The organism is Nisaea sp. (assembly GCF_965216895.1).
GTDB lineage: Bacteria > Pseudomonadota > Alphaproteobacteria > Thalassobaculales > Thalassobaculaceae > Nisaea.
Genome location: NZ_OZ244205.1, coordinates 3,922,286 through 3,944,445 on the forward strand (window position 1 = coordinate 3,922,286; position 22,160 = coordinate 3,944,445).

The following is a 22,160-nucleotide window of genomic DNA, read 5'->3' on the forward strand; positions in this document are numbered from 1 at the left end:
ACGTCAGATCCCGAGATTGTCGATCAGGCGGCAGGTCCCGAGCCGGGCCGCGGCGAAGATGCGGAGATTCTCGCCAGGGGCGATGGCGGGGATGAAGCTGTCCTGATCGCGGATGTCGATATAGTCGACCTCCTGGAAGCCGGCCGCGAGCGCCGCTTCCCGCGCCTGCGCCGCCGCCACGTCCGGGGCGGTGCCGTTGCGCACGGTGGCGGCGGCAGCGACCATCGCCGCATAGAGCGCTGGCGCGATCCGCCGCTCGTCCGCGCTCAGATAGGCATTGCGCGAGGACAGCGCCAATCCGTCCGCTTTCCGGACCGTCGGGGCGCCGAGGATCTCCATCGGCAGGTCGAGATCGCGGGCCATGGTCCTTATGACGGCGAGCTGCTGGAAGTCCTTCTCGCCGAAGATCGCGATGTCCGGCATCGCCTGGATGAGAAGTTTCGAAACCACGGTGGCGACGCCGGTAAAAAAGCCGGGCCGGCTGGCACCTTCCATCACATCGGAAATCTCGCGTACCACGACTTCGGTCTTGTAGCCCGAACCGTAGATTTCCTCCGGCGCCGGCGCGTAGACCGCGCTGCATCCGGCGGCTGCGAACTTGGCGAAATCGCCGTCCTCGTCGCGGGGATAGGTCGCGAAATCCTCGTTCGGCCCGAACTGCCGCGGATTGATGAAGATCGTCCCGACGCAGCGGTCCGCGCGCTCGAGACCGAGCCGGACGAGCGAGAGATGGCCTTCGTGGATCGCGCCCATTGTCGGTGTCAGGGCGACGGTCTCGCCGGTACTCCGCCAGCTGTTCACGCGTTTGCGCAGGTCGGCCTTGGTGCGGATGATATCCATGGAACTCCCTCCTCTTCGCCCGGGCTTAGCGCGGGATGAGACCGGAGCCAATTGCTATGCTGCGATGCGGAAAACCCGCGCGGCGACGCGGAAGCAATTAATTCGCCGCCGCAGCGCTGCAAACCGGATGCATTGGGAAGGGAAAGTGGTGCCCAGGGGCGGATTCGAACCACCGACACGCGGATTTTCAATCCGCTGCTCTACCAACTGAGCTACCTGGGCACGCCATCGACATAACTGCGCGAGGCGCCGCCATGTCGATGGGAGGCAGCTGTATAAAAGATATCAGGGAGGCTGTCCAGCGCCCAATCCGTGCTTTTTTTCCGGGCCGCTTGATGGGCCGGGATATCGGCGCTATCCAAGAGCGGGCTTGCCGGGGAGGGACCCGAGAGATGCAATTGTCCGAGGCCTTGTCGCTCGCGATTCAACACCAGAATGCCGGCCGCACCGCGGCGGCGGCGGAGATCTACGACCGGATTCTCGAAGTGGCGCCGGGCAATCCGCCCGCGGCGACGCTCCGGGCCCGGATCCATCTGAAGGAAGGCCGTCTGGAGGAGGCCGACCGCCTGACCGTGGCCGCCACCCGTGCCGCCCCCGATTACATGCAGGCCTGGAACGCGCGCGGCGACGTGCTGGACGCCCGAAATCAGCCTGAGGCGGCCGGCGCCGCCTGGCGCCGATCCCTCCTCGCCGGGCCGGAGAATACCGGGCCGTTTGTCGGTCTCGGGAACCGGTTCCAGCTCGACAAGGACTACGGCGCGGCGGAGACCGCCTACCGGCGGGCGCTCGCGGGGCAGCCGGGAAACGTTCCGGCGGCCAACAATCTGGCGCAGGCGCTGTTGATCGAGGGCGATGCGGAGGGCGCGCTCGCCGCGACCGGCCGGGTGCTGGCGCGCGACCCGAACCATGTCCGCGCGACCGCCTACCGCTCCGTCGCGCTGGAGGAACTCGGCCGCCATGACGAGGTCGACCGCCTGATCGCGCACGGCACCGCGACGCGGCCGATCCGCTTCGAGGTGCCTGACGGTTACAGGGACCATGCGGAGTTCAACGCCGCGCTCTCGGACGAAATCCGCAACCACCCGAATCTCTCCGGCGATCTCGATCCGCTGCGACGGGCGATCCGTGGCGGCGCCTTCGTGCCCCAGCTGTTCGATCACAAGGGCCCCGCAATCGCCGCTTTCGAGAGCATGCTGAGCGCCGGGCTGGACCGGTATATCGCCGGACTGAAGAAGGACCCCTCGCACCCCTTCTTCGCCCGTATCCCGAAAGGCTACGCGGTGAACATCTGGGCCAACATCCTCGGCGACGAGGGGCACCAGAGCGCGCATATCCACAATGCCGGCTGGCTGAGCGGGACCTATTACGCCGCCGTCCCCGAGACGGTCCGGCCGGACGACCCGGACCGCGCGGGCTGGCTCGAGTTCAACCGGCCGGGCTACGGCATTCCCTATCGCGGCAGCCGCAGGCTGGAAGCGGTCTGTCCGGAGCTCGGCATGGCGGTGGTCTTCCCCTCCTATGTCTGGCACAGCACGATCCCGTTCCGCGGCGGCGGGGAGCGGATCAGCATCGCCTTCGACCTGCATGTCGACGGCTGATCGGTGATTGCGCCCGATCCCATGGCACGGCTGCGCGACGCTTCGCAGCTGATGCGTCAAGGCCGCGCCGCGGAGGCGGCGGCGATCTTTGCGGCGGCGGCAAAGGCAAATCCGCGCCAGCCCGAGTTGCAGAACAATCTCGGCGTTGCCATGAAGGCGGCGGGAAAGCCGAAGGAGGCGGTGCAGGCCTATCGCCGGGCCTTGAAGCTCGCGCCGGGCTATGCCGTCGCCGAAGCCAATCTCGCGCGCGCACTGCTGCAGCTCGGGGAGGGAGCAACGGCCGTCCGGCACTTCGAGAGTGCACACCGCAAGACTCCCGACGCGGGCTATTTCAGCGAGATGCTCGATGCGCTTGCCGGGCTTCGTTTCGAAAAGCCGGACGCGGCACTCCGCGCGCTGTTGCTGGCTGTCTTCCAACGGCGCGATATCGACCTCCAGCGTCTGGTCCCGGCGGCGCTGTCGCTCGTTCTGGCCAACCGCGCGGTGGCGAGAGGCGCCGATGCGGCGTGGCACTGGTACCGGGAGGGCGGCGCTCCGCCGCCGCCATTGCCGGAGGACGGTCTGCTTTCCGCTCTGCTGACCTGGACCACGCTGCCGGATCCGAGGCTGGAAGCCTGGATGATTGCGGAGCGCCGGCGGCTGTTGCTCGCCGGCGGGATGAAACTTTCTACCGCCGTGCCTCTGGCGCTGCAGGCGATGGCGTCGGAATTCGCCTGGATCGAGACCAAGGAAGAGCGCGATGCGCTCGCACCGTTGCTGGCGGCGGAGAGGCTTGCCCCGGAAGAGGGGCTGCTGGTCGCGCTCTACCGGGATCTCGCAGTGTTCCCGGCTGCCCTGGAGGCACTCCGGGGAAACGACGTCTGCCGTCTGATACGCGAACGCGCGGTCGTCGAGCCGGAAGAGGAGCGGGCGCTCGGCGCGGCACTGCCGTCGCTGACGCCGATCGCCGACGCGACCTCGGAGAAGGTCCGGGAGCAGTACGAGCTCCATCCCTATCCGCGCTGGCGCAGCGTCGACGGGCAGATTCGCCGCAAGAAGCTGGACGCGCATCTCCGGGACCGCTTCCCCGCCATGCGCTTCGACGGCATCGACCTTGAAGCACCAAGGCTTCTGGTCGCGGGGTGCGGCACCGGCCGGCACGCGATCCAGACCGCGGCGCGCTACGAGGGGGTCGAGGTCACCGCGGTCGATCTCAGCCGTCGCTCGCTCGGCTATGCGGCGCGGATGGCACAGGCGCTCGGGCGGACGAATATCCGATTCGCGCAGGCGGACATTCTCGGCCTCGGCGCACTGGAGGAGCGGTTCGACGTCATCGAGTGCTCCGGCGTGCTGCACCATATGGCGGACCCGATGGCGGGCTGGCAGGTGCTGCGCGGGCTGCTGAAGCCGGGCGGTCTGATGCGGGTCGCGCTCTACAGCGAGATCGCACGGGAGCGGTTCGCAAAGCTCCGGGCGGAGATCGCGGCGCAGGCGGATGAGGACATCGCCGCCGAAATCCGCGCCCGACGGCGCGATGTGCTGCTTCTGGAAGAGGACGATCCGGCGGCGATCGTCTGGCAGACGGGGGACTTCTATTCCCTCAGCGGGTGTCGCGATCTGCTGTTCCATCGCCGCGAGGTCCGGTTCAACTGGCCGGAAATCGGCGCGGCGGCAGCGGAGCTTAGCCTGAAACTGGTCGGTGTCGAGACGGCGTCTCCGACGCTGCGCGAGGTCTATCTGAAGCGCTTTCCGGACGATCCCTCGGCGACCGATCCGGCAAACTGGGACGCGCTGGAGCGGGACAATCCCGATAGCTTCCTCGCCATGTACCAGTTCTGGTGCCAGGCAGCCTAGCGCTCCTGCCGTTCTTCCAGCGCCTTCGCCAGATCGAGAAGTTCCGCCTCGTCCGGTACCTCATTGGTCTGCAGGCGGTAGTCGCCGCCGAGCCAGCGGCCGAGATCGATGGTTTTGCAGCGCTCGGAGCAAAAGGGCCGGAAGGCCGTGTCGACCGGCTTGCCGCAGATCGCGCAGCCGGGCTTGCGCTTGCGCTTCTTCTTGTCGAATTCGCTGATCTCGCCCATCGCTCCCTCCGGTTCTAACGCCGCGCCGGACCGATCTCGATCCGCTCCAAGGCATAGTCCGTTTGCGGGGTGACCCGCAAGGCGCCGCCGAGCCGCCGGTTGGTCTCTTCCAGTGCGGTTGCGCCGGGACCGGCCAGCCAGTCCGCGATGTCGGGAGCGCAGATCATTTCCGGATGCGCGATTCCATCTGTCTCGGCAAGCAGGCGGCGCAGCGCCGCGAGCGCGATCGTCGCAGCGCGCGGGCGCTGTTCGACCGGACGGAGATAGTCTTCCGCGAGACTCCGGCCATTGCGCTGCACGGTGATCTCCAGCACGCCGCTGCGGGTCCAGCCCAGCACCTGTGGCGGTTGCGCGTTGTCGCCGCCGCCGAGCGGCCGGCCCTGGAAGGCGGCCTGCATCGCCGCCGCGACGCGCTCCCTGTCGGCCTTCCGGGAGAGCCTGGGGAAATCGATGAGAATGAGACCGGAGAGCCTGCGCAGGCGGATTTCCGCCGCAATGGCCGGCGCCATCTCCTCGAAGAGCTGCGCCCAGCCGTCCGGCGCCCGTCCGGCGCCTGCAAGATCGATATCGATGGCGACCAGCGCCTCGGTCTCGTCGAAGGTGAGGGCGGCGCCGCTCGAGAGTTGCAGGCGCCGGGCGAGGGCCCGCTCGATCTGTCCGTCCACATCGTCGTTCACGAAGCCTGCGCCGTTGCTGCATTCCTCGACCGCCAGGTCGGGAAAGCGCGCGCGGGCGCTCTCCTCTGCCGTCGGCGCCGGGCGGATCGTCTTCGGGCCGTCTCCGGCCGTGATCGCCCCCTCGACAGCTTTCCACTCCTTCAGAAGCGCAGCGAGGTCGGAAAGCAATCCTATCTTCTCCGCATCGACGGCATTTTCATGCACCAGAAGCCCGATATTGTCCGGCCGCCCCGGTTCCAGGAGTTCCTTCAGCGCATCCCGCTTGCCCTTGGCCTTGATCGCGCCGGCGATCGAAAGATCGGTTTCCGTCGGCCGAAGGCTCATATAGCGGCCGCTCAGCACGACCTGCCGAGAGGCCTGTGCCTGCTTGCGGCCGGCGGGGTCTGCGGTGACCGTCACCGCAATCAGGGCGCCTTCCGCCGGGGCCTTGCGCTTGCCGAGATTGAGGAAGGCTTCGCCGCGGCCGATATCGAGGAAGGCAGCGTTCAGTTCCGGGCGGACGGCGGTCACCCGGGCGAGGACGATCTCGTCGGCGCGGCGCGGCGGGGTGCCGTCGCGCTCGATCCAGAGATCGGTCAGATCTCCTTCGGAGAGACAGGCGATCCGGGTCTCCCCCGGAGATCGGTCGATGATCAGACGGTCCGGGTCACGCATCGCCCTCACCATAGCGGAAACCGCATCCGGCGAGGAGGGCACGGGTCTCGTAGAGATCGAGACCGACGACATTGGAATGGGAGCCGGAGAGGAAGCGGATGAAGATCGCCGCGAGGCCCTGTATGGCGTAGCCGCCGGCCTTGCCGTCCCACTCGCCGGCGGCGATGTAGGTCTCGATCTCCTCCCTTGTCAGCCGCTTGAAGGTGACCACGGTCTCGGAAATCCGGCTGCGGGTGTGGTCTCCGGGCCCGATCAGGCGGATCGCGCCGATCACCCGGTGCCGGCGGCCGGAGAGGTGCTTCAGGCAGGCGCGCGCCTCCGTCTCGCTCTCGGCCTTGGGCAGAATGCGGCGTCCGCTCGCGACCACCGTATCGGCGGCGAGCACCCAGGCTTCCGGATGCGCCAGCGCGACCGTGTGCGCCTTCTCCCAGGCGACGCGTTCCGCGTAGGCGCTCGGCAACTCGCCCTTTTTCGGGGTCTCGTCGATATCGGCAGGGCTGACAAGATCTGGTTTCAGCCCGATCCGGCCGAGCAGATCCAGCCTGCGCGGCGAGGCCGAGGCCAAAACGAAATGCGCGCCTGAAGGGGCGCGCAATCGTAGGGGGCCAGTCATGGCCGTCACCTCGGAAGAGTTATTTGAAGCGGAAGGTGATACGACCCTTGGTCAGATCGTACGGGGTCATTTCCACGTTCACCCGGTCGCCCGCGAGCACGCGGATCCGGTTCTTGCGCATCTTGCCGCTGGTATGGGCGAGCACTTCGTGGTCATTGTCCAGCTTCACCCGGAACATGGCGTTCGGAAGCAGTTCCGACACGGTCCCGGAAAATTCGATAACGTCTTCTTTGGCCATTCCTACTCCTTACAGGTCTGCGAAGAACGCGCAAATAAGTGCTCCGGGAGGTCTCCCGGGTCAAGGTCTTTTCTCCTCGTGGCGGGACTGCGGAACTTTCAGCCGGGTGTTCCGTTTTTCTCCAGCAAGGCAGAAAATCTCTGTTTTATCCGCCGCATGAGTTCATCCCGCACCTGCCTGTAGGCGTCCAGCCGGATTTCGCGGGAGCCCTCGATGATGGTGGCGTCCAACATCGGCCAGTACTCGATGTCGCAGGCCATGGTCCGGGTCATTTCGATGGCGCGGTGCTGCGCTTCCGGCGAGAGCGAGACGATGACGTCGAAGAAATCGTCTTCCATTTGCTCGAAACTCTTCGGTGCGTGGCGCGAGATATCTATGCCGATCTCGTTCAGCACCTCGACGGCGAAGGGGTCAAGGTCGCCATTGCGCACGCCGCAGGAATCCACATAGGCCTGCATGCCGATCAGATGTTTCATGATCGCCTCGGCCATCGGCGAACGTACGGCGTTCTGTGTGCAGGCGAACAGGACGGCGCTTGGCTCACGGATCGGTTCGCCGAGGGGCGACTGGATGTCAGGGGGCGCGACGCGATCCGTCATGATCGGCCTAACCCCGGATATGGAGGACGCAGATGAGGGTAAAGAGGCGGCGGGCGGTGTCGAAATCGATATCCACCTTGCCGGCGAGGCGCTCCTTCAGGAGCGTAGAGCCTTCGTTGTGCAACCCGCGCCGGCCCATGTCGATGGCCTCGATCTGCGACGGATTCAGATGCTTGATGGCATCGTAATAGCTCTCGCAGATCTTGAAATAGTCCCGCACCACACGGCGGAACGGCGTCATGGCGAGCCAGATCTGGTAAGTTCCGCCGCGCTCCGGATCGGAGACGTCGAAGAGCAGGCGGTTTTCCTCGATCCGGAGCTTCAGTTCGTAGGGACCGCCTTCCGCGTCGCCCGCCGGGGCGAAGCAGTTCTCCTCCAGCAGATCGTAGATCGCGACCGCGCGCTCGTGCTCGACTTCGGGGCTGCGGCGGACGACGGTGCGCTCGTCGAGTTCGATCTTGGAGATGCGGGCATTGGCACGGCCCTCCTCCTCGTCATCCTGGATCGGGCCGTCGCCGAAATCGCGCACCATGCTCCTCTCCCGCCTACTCGGCGGCGGCTCCGAGGCGGATCGCAACGGAGCGGGCATGGGCGCCGAGTCCTTCCGCCTCCGCCAGCGTCACCGCGGCCGGGCCGATGACCGCAAGGCTCGCCGGGTCGCATTTCACCCAGGTGGTGCGCTTGAGGAAGTCGAGCACGCCGAGCCCGGAGGAGAAGCGCGCGGTGCGCGCCGTCGGCAGCACATGGTTCGGCCCCGCGACATAATCGCCGATCGCCTCGGGCGTGTGCCGTCCGAGGAAGATCGCGCCGGCATGACGGATCTCGGCCGCCAGTGCGTCCGGATCTTCCACCGCCAGCTCCAGATGCTCTGGCGCCAGCCGGTCCACCAGGGCGGGTGCGGCCGCGAGATCGTCGACGACGACGACCGCGCCGTGATTGTTCCAGCTTGCGCCGGCGATGTTGGCGCGCGGCAGGGTGGCAAGATGATCGGCAACCGCCGCCTCGACCTTGTCCGCGAACCCCGCGTCGTCGGTGATCAGGATCGCCTGCGCGACCTCGTCATGTTCGGCCTGGGAGAGCAGGTCGATGGCGATCCAGGATGGATCGTTGTCCGCATCCGCGACCACGAGGATCTCGGACGGTCCGGCGATCGAATCGATGCCGACCTTGCCGAAGACCTGGCGCTTGGCGGCGGCGACATAGGCGTTGCCCGGGCCGATGATCTTGTCGACCGGCCGGATGGTCTCGGTACCGTAGGCGAGCGCGGCGACGGCCTGCGCGCCGCCGACCCGGTAGATCTCGGTGATCCCGGCGATCTCGGCCGCGGCGAGCACCAGCGGGTTGATCTCGTTGCCCGGCGTCGGCACCACCATGACCCGGCGCGGGACGCCTGCGACCCTTGCCGGAATGGCGTTCATCAGCACCGAGCTCGGATAGGCGGCCTTGCCTCCCGGCACATAAAGCCCGACCGCATCGACCGGGGTGTGCCGTAGGCCGAGCCCGACGCCATCGGCATCGGAATAATCGATCGAAGAGGGGACCTGCGCCTTGTGGAACGCCTCGATCCGGGTGGCGGCCGTTTCCAGCGCGGCGAGTGTCTCGGCCGAGCAGGCGGAACGGGCGGCGGCGATCTCCTCGGCCGAGATCGCGATCCCGGTTTCGGCGAGGTCGATATTGTCGAACTTCCGGCTGAGCTCGGTCAGTGCCGCGTCGCCTCGGGCAATCACATCGGCGATGATTGCCGCGACGGTGTCGCTGACGTCGCTGTCGGTCTCGCGCTTGGAATTGATCAGCGCTTCGAATTCCTGTCCGAACCCGGGGGCTCCGGATATCAGCTTACGCGGCAAGGGCGGCCTCCCCGATCCGGTCGATCAGGTCCTTCACAGGGCCCGGTCTTGTCTTCATCGCGGCGCGATTGACGGCAAGACGGGAGCTCACGGCGGCGATCTGCTCGACCTCGACGAGGCCGTTCGCCTTCAGGGTCGAGCCAGTCTCCACCAGATCGACGATGCGGCGGCAGAGCCCGAGGCCGGGCGCCAGCTCGAGGGCGCCGTTGAGCTTGATGCATTCCGCCTGCACGCCGCGGGCGGCGAAGTGCCGGCGGGTGACGTTCGGGTACTTGGTCGCGATGCGGAGATGGCTCCAGTGCTGCGGGTTTTCCTTCGCCGCGAGTTCCGCCGGTTCGGCCACCGCGAGACGGCAATGCCCGACATTGAGGTCCACCGGGGCGTAGATCTCCGGATGGTCGAACTCCATCAGAACGTCGCTGCCGGCGATCGCGAGATGGGCGGCGCCGAAGGCGAGGAAGGTCGCCGTGTCGAAACTGCGCACGCGGATGATTTCAAGATCGGCCTCGTTGGTATGGAACTGCAGGCGCCGCGAGGACTCGTTGAAGAAGTCGTCTTCCGGCTCGATCCCGGCCCGTTCCAATATGGGCGTGATCGCCTTCAGGATCCGGCCCTTCGGCAGGGCGAGGATCAATGGCTGGTTCGCGCTCACCGCGTCTCTCCTGTCTTTTCCGTCTGCCGCGACCGTGCCCGGCGGCAGCCCGATCAGGCGCCCGAGGCCTCGTCCGCCGGCGCCGGTTCCGCTTCCTCTTCGGGATGGGACGGCGTGAAGACGGTCGGCCATGGCTCGCCAAGGTCCTCGATATGGCACAGGATGCGGTCGACTGCGAGTCGAATGGTCACGTTGTCGGCGAAGGCGATGTCGATATGTCCGTCCGACGGATGCACGGTGAGGAGGTTGAGGATTCGCTCCCGTTTGCCCCTGTCGAAACCGTGCGTCTGCACACGGGTGACGCCCTCGAACCGGATGCCGCAATGAACCCGCTCCGCATAGAGCGTGTCGCCGTCGGCCGGAATCGTGCCCGCGCCAGGCGCGGTTTCCCAGCGGAAGCGTTGCACCAGCATGACGAAACGCTTGGTGTCCGGCTCGTATGTCATGCCGGAGACCGGAAGCAGGGCGTCCTGCAGGAATGCGGCCACGACGGCCAGGTCCTCGGCATCTTCCGCCCGGACCCGGAACGGGCGGTCGCCCGCCTGAAGTAGGGATACGTCTCGCGATGCCATGGCCCCCGCCACTCAGACTGTCGCTTCCTCGCCTGCCTCGGCCGCGACGCGATTGATGTCTGCGCCGCAGGCGCGCAGCTTCTCGACCAGATTCTCATAGCCGCGGTCGAGATGATAGATGCGGTTCACTTCGGTAACGCCGTCCGCCGCGAGACCGGCGAGCACCAGGCTGACGGACGCGCGCAGATCGGTCGCCATGACCGGGGCGCCGATCAGCCGGTCCGTGCCCCGGATCAGCGCCGAGGCATGGTGAACGTTGATGTTCGCGCCCATGCGGCTGAGTTCGGGCACATGCATGAAACGGTTCTCGAAGATCGTCTCGGTGACCATGGAGGCGCCGCGGGCGACACACATCAGGGTCATGAACTGGGCCTGCAGGTCGGTCGGGAATCCCGGGAAAGGCTCGGTCATGACGTCGACGCCGCGCAGCTTCCTGCGGTCCGCGGAGACGCGGATCGAGCGGTCGCTTTCCTCGATCGTTACTCCGGCTTCCCGCAAGACGCCGAAGACGTTCTCCAGCAGGCCCGGGCTGGTGCCGGTCAATTCGACCGCGCCGCCGGTGATGGCCGCCGCCATGGCATAGGTCCCGGTCTCGATCCTGTCGGCGACCACCTTGTGGGTCGCGCCGCCGAGCCTGTCCTTGCCCTGGATGTGAATGGTGTCGGTGCCGTGGCCCTCGATCTCCGCTCCCATGGCTTTCAGGCATTCGGCGAGATCGCTGATCTCCGGTTCCCGCGCCGCGTTGACCAGGACGGTTTCGCCGTCCGCGAGGCTGGCCGCCATCATCAGGTTCTCGGTTGCGCCGACGGAGACCAGCGGAAACACAACGCGCCCGCCATGCAGCCGGCCCGATGGCACCTCGGCCTTCACATAGCCGCCCTCGAGCGCGACTTCGGCACCGAGTTCGGCGAGGCCCTTCAGGTGCAGATCGACCGGCCGGTTGCCGATCGCACAGCCACCCGGCAGGGACACGGTCGCCTCGCCGGCGCGGGCAAGCAGCGGGCCGAGCACCAGCACCGAGGCGCGCATTTTGCGCACGAGATCGTAGGGGGCCGTCGTACTCTCTATGGTTCCGGCATGGAAATCGACAGTCTGTCCGCCGCCGGCCTCGTCCTGGACGCTGCGCGCCACGCCGTGCTGATCAAGCAGCGCGGCCATGGAGCGGATATCGGCCAGCTTGGGCATGTTCGTAAGGGTGACCGGCTGGTCGGTCAGCAACGTCGCGGCCATCAGCGGCAAGGCGGCGTTCTTCGCCCCACTGATCGGAATCTGTCCCGTGAGCGGAGCGCCGCCGCGAATCACCAACTTGTCCATTGAGGTCCCCAGTTCATCAGGGAGCCCGCGCCGAGACGCGCCGGACCCCATATCTTTCTACCGTATCGAGTTGAGGTCTCTCAACCCCGTGAGCGGAGAGAATTTCCCGAGAATACGGCAGGTTTTGGGCGTTGAGCCGCCGCAGACTCGAAATCGGCGATCACGAATCGGCGGCCGAGTCCTTCTCGCTTTTCCCGGCAGGATCATCGGTACGTTGCCGCGCCTGCGCCTTGCGGCGGTGCAGATTGGCACGCAGGGCGGCCGCCCGGCGCTCCGCGCGCAGTTCCGCCTCGCTCCTGGCACCGCTGGAATCCGTTTCTTTCGAGGCTTTCACCATGGCCGGAGAGTGCCCGCAAGTCGCGCTGATTTCCAGCCAAGAAACATGCTTGCGCCACGGGGGAGCCTATGGCATGTTCCGCCGCGCTTCGCGAGGGGCCTCCCTCGCCGCCCGGCTTTATTGCCGAAAAATGCTGCCGTAGCTCAGGGGTAGAGCACTCCCTTGGTAAGGGAGAGGTCGAGTGTTCAAATCACTCCGGCAGCACCAGTTTCCCGCATAACACCGACCGCGCCATTTCATGTTGTTCCGGCTGTGCCGGACCGCTTCGTGTCTTTCGACGATCAGGCGTCCGTCGAATGGAACGGTTCGGCCGTCGGGCGGGCCAAGCGCGCTGACCGGCAGTCTGAACCGCCGCCTGCGCGACGCATTCGCGTCCGCAGGGCCCCTGCGGTGCGCACAGGGCCAATAGTATCCGGGCGAGACCCGGCGTGCCGGTCTTCCGCCGCTAGAGCCGTGACGAGGGCGTCAGGTCCGGACCAGAGCGTCAAGCATTACAACACCCGCGCCGTCTTCCAGGACGAGGACCGGGTTCACCTCCGCTTCCTCGACCCGCGGATCGCCGGCGAGGAGGGACAGCGCGCTGACGGCTCGGGCCAGCGCTTCGAGGTCGCCTTCCGGTCGGCCGCGGAACCCGCGCAGAAGCGCAAAGCCTTTCACTTCGCCGACCATCTTCCGTGCCTCCTCGACGCCGACCGGCGCCGGACGGACCGCGCTGTCGCGATAGATCTCCGTCATGACACCGCCCATCGCGACGGTGACGACCGGACCGGCGACAGGATCCCGGGAGAGACCGATCAGGGCCTCGCCGAGACCTTTGGCCTGCTCCTGAACGAGAATGCCGGTCAGGCGAAAACCGGGAAGGTGGCGCTCCGCAGAAGCGCGCATTTCCGCGACTGCCGTCTCGAGACCTGTCCTGTCGGCGATCCCGATCTTGATCGCCCCGGCATCCGTCTTGTGCGGCAAGTCCGGGGAAACGAGCTTTGCCACGACAGGATAGGCAAAGGGGAGGTCATCCGGGAGCGGGAGGTCCGGGGCAAGAACGAGTTGCCGTGGCCCGCGCAACCCGAGGGCATGGAAGATGGCGGCCGACGTCACTTCGTCGGTCGTGCCCGGCGCGAGTTTGTCGATCAATGCGGCGGCAGGCGCCGGTACACTCGCCGTCGGGGCCATCGCCGGCGCTGCACCGCCCATCAGCATCGCCACGGTTTCGGCACAGCTTTCCACCGTCCGGAAGGTCGCCACGCCGCCCGCTTCAAGCAGTCGCATGCTGTCCGGGGCATGCGGCAGCGGGAACGCGAGCACCGGCGCCGCATCCGCCGGTGCCTCGGCCACGGCATCGACGATGGGTTTCACCGCGAGCTCGGGGTCGAATTGTGCCGAGGAACCGATGGCGACGATCAGCACGCCCGTTTCCGGATCCCGGATCAAGGTCGAGACCGCCTCCTTCATGACCTCGTAGCGCGCGCCGGCCAGGGTCACGTCGACCAGCTTGCCATGGCCGCTCGGTATCCCGCGGTCGGCGAAATGCGTCTTCGTCGCGGCGCTGGCGCCGGCGATCTCGACACCGCGCGCACTCAACTGGTCGACCACCATGGCGCCGCCGCCGCCGGTCGTGGCGATGACGGTCGCGGTCTTCGGGCGGTGCGGTCGCAGGCGGGCCTTGGCAAGCGCGCCGGGGGCCTCGAGCAGGGTCTCGAGCTGTTCCGCCTTGCGGATCCCGATGCTGCGGAGCAGGGCCGCGACCGCATCCGCCGAGCCGGTCAGCGCGCCGGTATGGGAGACGGAGAGCGCCTGTCCCTCTTCCGATTTGCCGATCATGTAAGCGACCACCGGCTTGCCCGCCGCATGGGCCTTCGCCGCGAACGCCGCCAGGGCGTCCCGGTTACGGATCGTCTCCATGAAAAGCAGAAAGCCGTCGATCCCGTCATGGTCGACCAGGATTTCGCCGATCTCGCCGACTCCTGCCGCGGCCTCGTTGCCGACGGAAACAAAGGTCGAGAAAGCGATATCGCGCGCCGCGCCCCGGCTGAGCAGGGTGCCGATCACGCTGCCGCTCTGGGAGATCACCGCCAGCCGGCCGCGCCCAATCTCCGCCGCGCCAAATGCGGCGTTGGTGGTGGCGGCGAATCCGGAGGCGGCGTGGACCACACCCATGGAATTGGGGCCGATCAGCAGCATGCCGGCCTCTTCCGCGATGCGGCGCACCTCCCGCTGTCTGCGTTCGCCTTCCTCTCCGGCCTCGGCGAAACCGTCCGCGAGGATGACTGCGATCCTGACGCCGGCCGCCGCGCAGTCCCTGAGTGCTTCGATCGCCGGGGCGGCGTCGAGCAGGATGTAGGCGAAATCCACCCGCTCCGGAATGGCCGAGACTGAAGGCCAGGCCTTTTCGCCGAGCACCGTGTCGCGCGCCGGATTGACCGGATAGATCCGGCCCTGATAGCCATGCCGTTTCAGAAAGCGCATCGGCCGCGCCGTCAGCTTTGTCTCCGTATTCGATGCGCCGATGATGGCGACGGAAGCAGGGGAGACGAGGGCGTCGAGCAGAGAGGCGCGCATGGCGAGAAGATCCGTAGGTCCGAAACAGGGAAGGGCGGGTCGGGAAAGACGGATCATGCCGTTCCGCGAAGCGGTCTGACAAGTCGTGCTCCCGCAAGGCAAAATCCTTCTGCTAACCTGCCTCATGGCGCGCTAGAACATGAAGCGCAGACGCGGGCCCGAACAAGGGGGCAATCTCGGGTGGATCTACAGGCACTAGTCAACGACGCTTTCGCGCGGCACCAGTCGGGGCAACTCGTGGAGGCGCTCCGGCTCTATCGCACGGTGCTTGCCGCGCATCCGCCGATCGCACTCGTGCTTTCGCTCGCCGGCGATGCCGCGACCACGTCCGGCGATCCCGCGTCCGGCAGGACCCTGCTGCGCCGTGCCCTCGCGCTGGAGCCGCGCAAGAGTTCGTTCCGCCAGCTTCTCGCCTTCGCCGAGGCCACGCTGGGGAATATCGGGGCGGCCGAAGAGAGCTATGCGGCTGCGGTGGAGTGCGATCCCGGCAACCTCTCTGCCATGAGCGATTGGGCCAACCTGATCCGCGTCCGCCAACCGGAGAAAGCGCACGCATTGGTGCGGAAATGCGTTCTGGCGGAACCCGGAAACGCGTCCCGGTTGAGGCATCTGGCCGAACTGACCGTGCCTGCAAGCCGCGGGTCCGGCAGGCGCATGCTGTCTCACGTGACCGTTCTGGACCCGTCGGACGAGATTGCCTGGAAGCAAATTGGGCTGGTCGAACTTGCGGAGCAGGACGACCTGTCCGCTGGAACGTCCCTCAAACGGAGTCTTGCGCTCGCGCCGGCGGATGCGACCACCTATGTCAGGCTGGCGAGCTCGGGCGGAGACAATCCGGATAGCCGGGAGTGCCTGAAGATTCTTCGACGGGCATTGACGATCAACTGGCAGAATGCGGATGCATGGCTTTCGCTCTCGAACATTTTGCATGGCGAGGACCTTAAAGAGGAGGCCGGTCGCGGCTTCCGCCGGTCGATCCTCCTTAACCCGGGAAACCCAATCGCCCTTGGCAATCTGCTCGTCCTGACTGCCGAGAGCCTCAGCTGCGGCGCAGCGGAGATACGTGCCGGCTACAGACGGGCCCGCTGCCTCAACCCCGTCGAGATCACGACGCTGGTGAACTATACCAAGTTTCTTGTAGAGGAGGGCGCGCTCGGCGAGGCGATCAGGGCCGCGCGCAGCGCGATGATCGCCGGGGACGCGGGATTGGACATGTTCATCGGCCTCGCCAACGGACACCGCCAGTCCCGGCAGCATGCCGCGACCGAGCGGTATCTCAGATGGGCGTCCGCTGTCTTCCCCGATGCCGGGAACGTCCAGTCCGGCCTGATCATGGGACCCAATTACGAATCCGGCGTCAGCGCGCAATCCCTGTTCCGGCGTCACCGCGAGTGGGCCGAACGGTGGGCGCCGGCGGAAGAGGCGTTGTCTTATGACGTCGATCGCCGGCCGGACCGGCCCCTTCATCTCGGCTTTCTGTCTCCGGACCTGAAGCGTCATCCCGTCGGGTTCTTCATGCTCCCGGTTCTCGAGCATCTCGACCGCAGCCGGTTCCGGATCTCCGTCTATTCGGATCTGGCCTCGGGCGACCTCTTCACCGGTGAACTGCGCAGGCATGCGGAGACCTGGCACGATACCGGACGCATACCGGACCGGGAGCTGCGGCAGCGGATCATGGAAGACCGCGTCGATATCCTGTTCGATCTGGCGGGACACTCTGCCGGAAACCGGATGAAGTTGTTCGCCCGGAGGGCGGCACCCTTGCAGATGACCTGGATGGGTTACGTCGGAACGACCGGATTGCCGACGATGGACTATCTTGTCACCGACCGCTTTCAGACCGCGCCGGGGACCGAACAATTCTACACCGAGAAATGGCTCGTTCTTCCGGATGACTATATCTGTTTCGCCCCCTCGCCGACGACACCGCCCGTGGCGCCGGCGCCGGTGCTGGCGAACGGATATGTCACGTTCGGCAGTTTCAATAACCCGGCGAAACTGACGGATGAGGCCCTTTCGCTCTGGTGCGATGTGCTGGAGGCAGTCCCGGACGCCCGGCTGCTCTTGTCCTACCGCGGCTTCGACGATCCCGGAATTCAGGAAGGAATTCGAGGTTTCCTCGCCGCGCGGGGGATCTCGCCGAAGCGGGTTTCCTTCGAGACGAACCGGTTTCACGAAGAGTTTCTTGGCGGCTACGGTGAAATGGACATCGCGCTCGACACCTTGCCGTACTCAGGCGGCCTGACGACGTGCGAGGCACTCTGGATGGGGGTTCCGGTCGTGACCTTGGCCACGCAGGACCATTTCGCCGGCAGGCATTCGCTCAGTCATCTCAGCAATGCCGGATTTCCGGAGTGGGCGGTCCGTACCCGGAAGGACTTCGTGGATCTGTCGAAGGCGCTGGCCTTCGATCACCGGCGCCTGGCGCAGATTCGTCAATCCCTGCGCAATGCGGTCGCCGCATCTCCGCTCTGCGACCGTGAGCGGTATGCACGCGGCGTCGAGACGCAATTGAAAGCCGCCTGGACGGATTATTGTGCGGCGAGCGAGAGTGCGGCGCGTTAATCGTTAATTCAGTATTTGCCGGTATTCCTGCAAGAGACGGGTTCCCGGAGCAGAACAGTCGGGAAACGGACCATTCGGTGGGAGGACCGGCATCGTGCCGTCGGGTGCGGGCTGTGCATGGGAGCGAGATGCCGCAAGAAGATCTGAATATTCTCGACTTCATCGTTGACGAACCGGCGATCGCCGGCAGTTGCGCGGAGCCGTGGAAAGTTCTCATCGTTGATGACGACCATGATGTCGCGGCGACCACATCGCTTGTCCTGCGCGATGTCGAAGTCGAGGGACGTCCGCTCAATCTGTTGTCCGCCTATTCCGCCGCGGAAGCAAAAAAGGTTCTTTCGCAGCATCCGGACGTCGGTCTCGCTTTGATCGATGTGGTGATGGAGACGCCGAATGCCGGGCTCGATCTCATTCGCTATATCCGCGAGGACATGGGCAACAAGCTGATCCGTCTTGTCGTCCGCACCGGTCAGCCCGGTCACGCTCCGGAACAGAGCGTCATCACCGACTACGATATCAGCGACTACAAGGAAAAGACCGAGCTGAGTGCGCAGAAACTGTTCTCGCTGGCCTATGCGGGTCTGCGTTCCTACCAGCAGTTTCTGGCGATGGAACAGAGCCGGCGCGGATTGATGAAGGTTCTGCAGGCCTCGACGGCCCTGTTCGAGGAACCGACCCTGGACGGCTTCGCCGGCGGAATTCTGGAAAATCTTGAATCCCTCGCCAATCTGCACCGCGGCACAGGGGAGAAGATCGGCTCGTCTGCGGTGCTCGCTGTGGCCGATGAAAACAGCGGTTCGGCCGAGAACTTCAATGTCGTTGCGGGGCACGGTGCCGGTGCTCGCGCCCGTACCCTCTCTGAAATGACGCTGGGGCCGACCGACAAGGCGTTGATCCAAGAGCTGGCGACGCGCGGGCCCGGCATTCACACCAGCCGCAGCGAGGATGCGCTTCTTGCCGGTATCGTCGGCCGCGCGGGCCAGACCAGCCTGCTCTTCCTGCCGGAGCTGCAAGATCTCGACGGTCCGGACGCGCAGATCGTCGAAGTGTTCATCGGCCAGGTTCTGACCGCTTTCGAAAATCTGCGTCTGCACGATCAGACCGAGCGGGCACAGCGCGAAATCGTGCTGCGCCTGGGCGAGGCGGTCGAGACACGGTCCGGCGAGACCGGACGGCACGTCTCGCGTGTCGCGCTCTACGCTCGGGAGATCGCGGATAACATCGGACTGTCCCCCTCGCGCTCGGAGCTGCTGTTCAGGGCCGCCCCGCTGCACGATATCGGCAAGATCGGGATTCCCGATGCCATTCTTTGCAAACCGGGAAAACTCGACGATGACGAGTGGACGGCGATGAAGGCGCATACGACCATCGGGTACGAGATGCTGCGGAGCTCGGACATGCCGATCCTGCGGCTCGCGGCGCGCATCGCTCTCGAGCATCATGAGAAATGGGCCGGCGGCGGCTACCCGAACAACCTGGTAGGCGAGGATATCTCGGTGGAAGGGCGGATTGTCGGACTGGTCGACGTGTTTGATGCGCTGACGTCGGAGCGTGTCTACAAGAAGGCCTGGACCGTCGAGCGCGCGGTGCAGTTGATCCGCGACGAACGCGGAAAGCATTTCGATCCTCGTATCGTCGACGCATTCATGGATAATCTGGAAACCATGATAGATATCAGGAAAACGTATTCGGACGCCGTCTCGCTCTAGGCCGTCTTCGACGGCGCCTCCCTCGTCGATTGTGAATTCATGACGACAAGGAACCACTCGTTTTGAATCAGTCATCGACATCCGAGCTTGTTTTCGAATGGAAAGCGGACGCCTCGGGCGCGCCGTTCTCGCTCTCTTCGTCTTTTGGAGAAATCACCGGCCTTGCTCCCGAAGGCGTTATTGGCGCGCTGTGTTTTGGAGACGAGGATGCCGACCGCAAGAGGCAATTCGAGCGCGCGGTGCGCGAATGCCTGAAGACGGGAACGCATTTTCACGATGTTCATCTGGTTGCAAGAAGCGGTCCGGACAGTGTCGAGCTTGTCTTGAGCGGTCGGCCCGATGACTGGCCGGATGCCAGCACTGTCGCCGGATCGGGATTCCGGCTGACGACCCGCATTGTTCCGGGAGTGAGATCCGAAGACCTCCGCCGGCCCGATATCGGCTTTCTTCTCAAGAGAGCGCAGGAACTCGGACAATGCGGATATACCTATCTTGATGGTGCAAGCGACAGAATCTTCGTGGATGGGCCGTTCCGCGAAATCCTGGGCCTTGAAGGCAACCACACCACGCCCGCTCATATCCGTGCCTGTATGGTGGCTGAGGACATACCCGGATACGAAAAGGCCAAGAAGAAAGCTTTGGACGGGCATGGTCCCGCGCAGGTCGAATGCCGGTTCAAATCGGCCGATCGAGATCTGCGCTATGTCCTGATTCAATTCGAGATCCTCGTCGGGAATCAGGGTGAAGTGACGAACATCGTTACTTCGAACCAGGATATTACCGATCAGCGGCGTACCGAGGCCGCGTTGCTGGAATCCCAGCGGGTCTCGCGGGTTGGGCATTGGCGCCGCAGCCTGATCGAAGACAAGACCGCCTGGTCGCCTTCCATGCGGGAGATACTCGGTGTCGGCGCCGCAGAAGCGGCGGACACCCGGGTCCCCAGCATCGCCGAGGACATGATCCATCCCGAGGACCGGCAGAAATTCATCGCGGAGCGGGATCAAGCGATAGCCGAGCATCGGGACTATGACACTGTTGTCCGGATGATCCGGCTGGATGGCAGGATCATCTGGACCCGCATCCGCGGGCGTCCGAGCTACGGCGAAAACGGCAACCTCATCGGCACGCTTGGCACGATACAGGATGTCACGGACATCAAGCAGCTCGAGTTCGAGCTTCTGCGGAGCGAGCGCGATTTCCGCCGCGCGCAGAGACTCGCACGCATCGGGCACTGGACCTTCGATCCCCTCGAACATCGTGTGCGGCTCTCCGAAACCGCGCAGCAGATCTTCGAGGTGCCGGGGCGCAACGTCGTGGAGTTCGACGAGGTCCTGCAGCGAGTCCACCCGATGGATCGTGCGTTCTTCGAGCATATGAGGAATATGGTCAAAGACCTGGATCCAGGGTTTGACAAGGAAATCAGGACCATACGGGATGACGGATCGGTCGGTTATCTGCAGGTTTCCGCCGAGTTCGATTACGACCGGACCGGTCGCTTGGTGCGGACCTTTGGCGTGATCGTGGACGTCACCACGCGGATCAAGGCGGAGGCCGCGCGCCGCGACGTGGAAGCGGTGATGACCGATGTGCTCGAGAACGCAGATTCCGGAATCCTGGTTCGGGATCTGTCTGGCCGTTTCCTGCGTGTCAACACGCGCGCGGCAATTCAGCTCGGGCTCCGGGTCGACGATATCCTTGGACACACCGTTGAAGAGGTCCTCGCCAAGAGCGACCGTATGGAACCCGCCGAAATGCTTCAAGATGCGGCGCGCCGCGTCTCGGTCACGCGCGGGGCTGCAGCCTACGATTACAGCTACACCGCTGACCCGGGTGGTCCCGCGACGGAGTTTCGCGTCGTGAGTTTCCCGGTCTTGGGCCCGGATGGAGACGTACGGGCCATCGCAAGCATGCGCTATGACATCACGGAATTCGTGCAAGCCCAGGCGGCGTTGAAGAATCTCAACGAGAGCCTGGAGCAGACGGTTCGCGAGCGAACGCAGGAGCTGCGCAAGAGCGAGGGACGGTTCCGCAATATCGCCTCGGCCACAGCCGACTGGTTCTGGGAACTGGACGCGGATCTCAATTTGGTATGGTGCTCGGAGAATTTTTTCGAGCAAACGGGACGCAAGGCTGAAGATCACATAGGAAAACCGATCACTTCGCTTTTTTCGGAGCAGGAACGCCAGGTCGAGCAGAAAGATGTCTGGGACACGTTCGAGGAAAAGCTCCGGTCTCGTGCCTCTATCAGGGGGATCGAGATCGAACGCAAACATCCGCTTGGCGCGCGCGTGGTCAGGATAAATGCCAAGCCTCTCTGGGCCGATGGCGTGTTCGTTGGTTTTCACGGCTCCACGACGGACATCACGGAGCTGAAGCGCGCCCAAGGGCAGTTGATGGAATCCGAGCGACTTGCCTCGCTCGGGGGGCTGGTCGCCGGAATTTCCCATGAGATCAATACACCCGTCGGCGCGAGCTACACTGTCGTGACCAAGCTCGCGCGCTCGCTCGAAGAGCTCAGGAGCGCCTATGAAGCGCAGAAGATCAGCCGGGCCATGTTCGACAATGTCATGACCGAGCTTGGCGAGGGCCTCGGAATTATCCAGAGAGGGCTGGAGCGTACCTCTGAACTGATCTCCCGCTTCAAGCAGGTAGCGGTCGACCAGACGAGTCTGAAGCGCCGGTCATTCAGCCTTGCGGAGATGACCCGGGATATCGTGGCCACGATGGAAGCGACGATCGGCGGACACAACCTGACCTTCGAATCCAGCGTGCCCGAGACTTACGAGCTCGACTCCTATCCGGGGCCGCTCGGCCAGGTGATGATCAACCTGATTCAGAATGCCATCGTACACGGGTTCGACAATGAGCCCGATCCTGGGGGACGCATCGAAATTCGCGCCGATCAGGTCGATACTGGGACGGTGTCTCTGACCATCTCCGACAACGGCAAGGGGATGCCGTCCAATGTCGTCCGCCGGGTGTTCGAGCCGTTCTTCACCACGCGGTTTGGCAGCGGAGGAAGCGGGCTCGGCATGCATCTGGTCTATTCGATCGTGCACAGTGTGCTGGGCGGTTCGGTGTCTCTTTCTTCAGAGCCCGGAAAAGGCACCAGAGTGGTTGTCTTGATACCGATTGTTGCCCCGGAAACCCCGGAGCAGGAGCGCGCCGCCGAAGCTTGATTATTTTAAGCTTCAAATATTTTTTGACCGCGATTACTCTCTGAATTTGCGATCCGTCATTTTCGGGAGCCGTTTGGCCGTCCGAGGATCAGGATTGCCAAGGACGCAAGTATAATGCAACTTCGTAAGAAGGTGTGCACTATGTTGCAT

At 65.0% G+C, this 22,160-nt stretch carries 19 protein-coding genes, 2 tRNA genes and 1 pseudogene; 7 read left to right on the plus strand and 15 right to left on the minus strand.

Annotation, left to right across the window (positions count from 1 at the left end):
* Positions 1-3: 3 nt before the first annotated feature.
* Both panC and ACOOE1_RS18660 read right to left on the minus strand, forming a co-directional pair.
* On the minus strand, positions 4-840 hold the full coding sequence (gene panC, locus ACOOE1_RS18655; RefSeq protein WP_420403713.1) for a pantoate--beta-alanine ligase: 837 nt from the start codon (positions 838-840) through the stop codon (positions 4-6).
* A 146-nt stretch (positions 841-986) separates the two neighbouring features.
* Positions 987-1,062: transfer RNA gene (locus ACOOE1_RS18660), tRNA-Phe, on the minus strand.
* A 170-nt stretch (positions 1,063-1,232) separates the two neighbouring features.
* On the opposite strand from ACOOE1_RS18660, the gene ACOOE1_RS18665 reads away from it, so the two are divergent.
* Together ACOOE1_RS18665 and ACOOE1_RS18670 are read left to right on the plus strand one after the other, a co-directional pair.
* Entirely contained in the window at positions 1,233-2,438 is a 1,206-nt protein-coding gene (locus tag ACOOE1_RS18665; RefSeq protein ID WP_420403714.1) for a putative 2OG-Fe(II) oxygenase, read from the plus strand.
* Positions 2,439-2,459: 21 nt separating this feature from the next.
* On the plus strand, positions 2,460-4,271 hold the full coding sequence (locus ACOOE1_RS18670) for a methyltransferase domain-containing protein (RefSeq protein ID WP_420403715.1): 1,812 nt from the start codon (positions 2,460-2,462) through the stop codon (positions 4,269-4,271).
* On the opposite strand, the gene ACOOE1_RS18675 is transcribed toward ACOOE1_RS18670, so the two are convergent.
* The 11 genes from ACOOE1_RS18675 to ACOOE1_RS18725 form a co-directional block, all read right to left on the minus strand.
* Positions 4,268-4,498 (minus strand): DNA gyrase inhibitor YacG, encoded by a 231-nt coding sequence (locus ACOOE1_RS18675; RefSeq protein ID WP_420403716.1) that lies wholly within the window; start codon positions 4,496-4,498, stop codon positions 4,268-4,270. The genes ACOOE1_RS18670 and ACOOE1_RS18675 overlap by 4 nt on opposite strands.
* Before the next feature lie 14 nt (positions 4,499-4,512).
* A complete protein-coding gene (locus tag ACOOE1_RS18680) occupies positions 4,513-5,829 on the minus strand; it encodes a ribonuclease E/G (protein WP_420403717.1) in 1,317 nt (438 codons plus the stop codon).
* Positions 5,822-6,442 carry a Maf family protein gene (locus tag ACOOE1_RS18685; protein ID WP_420403718.1) on the minus strand — a complete coding sequence of 207 codons (621 nt, stop codon included), beginning with the start codon at positions 6,440-6,442 and terminating at the stop codon, positions 5,822-5,824. The genes ACOOE1_RS18680 and ACOOE1_RS18685 overlap by 8 nt, the downstream gene beginning before the upstream one ends.
* Positions 6,443-6,461: 19 nt before the next feature.
* The gene (infA, locus tag ACOOE1_RS18690) at positions 6,462-6,680 is read right to left on the minus strand and encodes a translation initiation factor IF-1 (RefSeq protein ID WP_193183322.1); all 219 of its coding nucleotides are present in this window, start codon (positions 6,678-6,680) and stop codon (positions 6,462-6,464) included.
* Positions 6,681-6,778: 98 nt separating this feature from the next.
* Positions 6,779-7,279: a low molecular weight phosphatase family protein gene (locus ACOOE1_RS18695; RefSeq protein WP_420403719.1), complete on the minus strand. Its 501-nt coding sequence runs from the start codon at positions 7,277-7,279 to the stop codon at positions 6,779-6,781.
* A gap of 7 nt (positions 7,280-7,286) precedes the next feature.
* Positions 7,287-7,811 (minus strand): UPF0262 family protein, encoded by a 525-nt coding sequence (locus tag ACOOE1_RS18700; protein WP_420403720.1) that lies wholly within the window; start codon positions 7,809-7,811, stop codon positions 7,287-7,289.
* 13 nt (positions 7,812-7,824) lie between these two features.
* A complete protein-coding gene (gene hisD / locus ACOOE1_RS18705; protein WP_420403721.1) occupies positions 7,825-9,126 on the minus strand; it encodes a histidinol dehydrogenase in 1,302 nt (433 codons plus the stop codon).
* Positions 9,116-9,778: an ATP phosphoribosyltransferase gene (gene hisG, locus ACOOE1_RS18710; protein ID WP_420403722.1), complete on the minus strand. Its 663-nt coding sequence runs from the start codon at positions 9,776-9,778 to the stop codon at positions 9,116-9,118. The genes hisD and hisG overlap by 11 nt, the downstream gene beginning before the upstream one ends.
* Positions 9,779-9,831: 53 nt before the next feature.
* Positions 9,832-10,350 carry a DUF2948 family protein gene (locus ACOOE1_RS18715; RefSeq protein WP_420403723.1) on the minus strand — a complete coding sequence of 173 codons (519 nt, stop codon included), beginning with the start codon at positions 10,348-10,350 and terminating at the stop codon, positions 9,832-9,834.
* A 12-nt stretch (positions 10,351-10,362) separates the two neighbouring features.
* Positions 10,363-11,664 carry a UDP-N-acetylglucosamine 1-carboxyvinyltransferase gene (murA, locus tag ACOOE1_RS18720; protein ID WP_420403724.1) on the minus strand — a complete coding sequence of 434 codons (1,302 nt, stop codon included), beginning with the start codon at positions 11,662-11,664 and terminating at the stop codon, positions 10,363-10,365.
* Between the two features lie 160 nt (positions 11,665-11,824).
* On the minus strand, positions 11,825-12,001 hold the full coding sequence (locus ACOOE1_RS18725) for a hypothetical protein (protein WP_420403725.1): 177 nt from the start codon (positions 11,999-12,001) through the stop codon (positions 11,825-11,827).
* A gap of 132 nt (positions 12,002-12,133) precedes the next feature.
* On the opposite strand from ACOOE1_RS18725, the gene ACOOE1_RS18730 reads away from it, so the two are divergent.
* Positions 12,134-12,208: transfer RNA gene (locus tag ACOOE1_RS18730), tRNA-Thr, on the plus strand.
* A 258-nt stretch (positions 12,209-12,466) separates the two neighbouring features.
* On the opposite strand, the gene ACOOE1_RS18735 is transcribed toward ACOOE1_RS18730, so the two are convergent.
* On the minus strand, positions 12,467-14,557 hold the full coding sequence (locus ACOOE1_RS18735) for an acetate--CoA ligase family protein (RefSeq protein WP_420403726.1): 2,091 nt from the start codon (positions 14,555-14,557) through the stop codon (positions 12,467-12,469).
* A 180-nt stretch (positions 14,558-14,737) separates the two neighbouring features.
* On the opposite strand from ACOOE1_RS18735, the gene ACOOE1_RS18740 reads away from it, so the two are divergent.
* Both ACOOE1_RS18740 and ACOOE1_RS18745 read left to right on the plus strand, forming a co-directional pair.
* Entirely contained in the window at positions 14,738-17,122 is a 2,385-nt protein-coding gene (locus ACOOE1_RS18740; RefSeq protein ID WP_420403727.1) for a tetratricopeptide repeat protein, read from the plus strand.
* Between the two features lie 128 nt (positions 17,123-17,250).
* Positions 17,251-18,831 (plus strand): HD domain-containing phosphohydrolase, encoded by a 1,581-nt coding sequence (locus ACOOE1_RS18745; protein WP_420403728.1) that lies wholly within the window; start codon positions 17,251-17,253, stop codon positions 18,829-18,831.
* Between the two features lie 71 nt (positions 18,832-18,902).
* On the opposite strand, the gene ACOOE1_RS18750 is transcribed toward ACOOE1_RS18745, so the two are convergent.
* Positions 18,903-19,673: a hypothetical protein gene (locus ACOOE1_RS18750; RefSeq protein WP_420403729.1), complete on the minus strand. Its 771-nt coding sequence runs from the start codon at positions 19,671-19,673 to the stop codon at positions 18,903-18,905.
* 45 nt (positions 19,674-19,718) lie between these two features.
* Here ACOOE1_RS18750 and ACOOE1_RS18755 point away from each other — a divergent pair.
* Both ACOOE1_RS18755 and ACOOE1_RS18760 read left to right on the plus strand, forming a co-directional pair.
* Positions 19,719-19,946: pseudogene (locus ACOOE1_RS18755) on the plus strand (PAS domain-containing protein); the annotation flags it as partial.
* Positions 19,947-20,144: 198 nt separating this feature from the next.
* The gene (locus ACOOE1_RS18760; protein ID WP_420406450.1) at positions 20,145-22,010 is read left to right on the plus strand and encodes a PAS domain S-box protein; all 1,866 of its coding nucleotides are present in this window, start codon (positions 20,145-20,147) and stop codon (positions 22,008-22,010) included.
* The last annotated feature ends 150 nt before the right edge of the window (positions 22,011-22,160 follow it).

Coding starts and splice junctions, on each gene's coding strand:
- ACOOE1_RS18670 (WP_420403715.1), top strand. CDS start 2,460: ATGGCACGGCTGCGCGACGCTTCGCAGCTGATGCGTCAAGGCCGCGCC.
- ACOOE1_RS18715 (WP_420403723.1), bottom strand. CDS start 10,350: ATGGCATCGCGAGACGTATCCCTACTTCAGGCGGGCGACCGCCCGTTC.
- ACOOE1_RS18695 (WP_420403719.1), bottom strand. CDS start 7,279: ATGACGGATCGCGTCGCGCCCCCTGACATCCAGTCGCCCCTCGGCGAA.
- panC (WP_420403713.1), bottom strand. CDS start 840: ATGGATATCATCCGCACCAAGGCCGACCTGCGCAAACGCGTGAACAGC.
- ACOOE1_RS18750 (WP_420403729.1), bottom strand. CDS start 19,673: ATGCCCAACCCGCGAGACCCGCTGGGATTCCAGCAACGCGGCCTCGGT.
- ACOOE1_RS18685 (WP_420403718.1), bottom strand. CDS start 6,442: ATGACTGGCCCCCTACGATTGCGCGCCCCTTCAGGCGCGCATTTCGTT.
- ACOOE1_RS18665 (WP_420403714.1), top strand. CDS start 1,233: ATGCAATTGTCCGAGGCCTTGTCGCTCGCGATTCAACACCAGAATGCC.
- ACOOE1_RS18735 (WP_420403726.1), bottom strand. CDS start 14,557: ATGCGCGCCTCTCTGCTCGACGCCCTCGTCTCCCCTGCTTCCGTCGCC.
- ACOOE1_RS18675 (WP_420403716.1), bottom strand. CDS start 4,498: ATGGGCGAGATCAGCGAATTCGACAAGAAGAAGCGCAAGCGCAAGCCC.
- infA (WP_193183322.1), bottom strand. CDS start 6,680: ATGGCCAAAGAAGACGTTATCGAATTTTCCGGGACCGTGTCGGAACTG.
- ACOOE1_RS18700 (WP_420403720.1), bottom strand. CDS start 7,811: ATGGTGCGCGATTTCGGCGACGGCCCGATCCAGGATGACGAGGAGGAG.
- ACOOE1_RS18680 (WP_420403717.1), bottom strand. CDS start 5,829: ATGCGTGACCCGGACCGTCTGATCATCGACCGATCTCCGGGGGAGACC.
- murA (WP_420403724.1), bottom strand. CDS start 11,664: ATGGACAAGTTGGTGATTCGCGGCGGCGCTCCGCTCACGGGACAGATT.
- ACOOE1_RS18725 (WP_420403725.1), bottom strand. CDS start 12,001: ATGGTGAAAGCCTCGAAAGAAACGGATTCCAGCGGTGCCAGGAGCGAG.
- ACOOE1_RS18745 (WP_420403728.1), top strand. CDS start 17,251: ATGCCGCAAGAAGATCTGAATATTCTCGACTTCATCGTTGACGAACCG.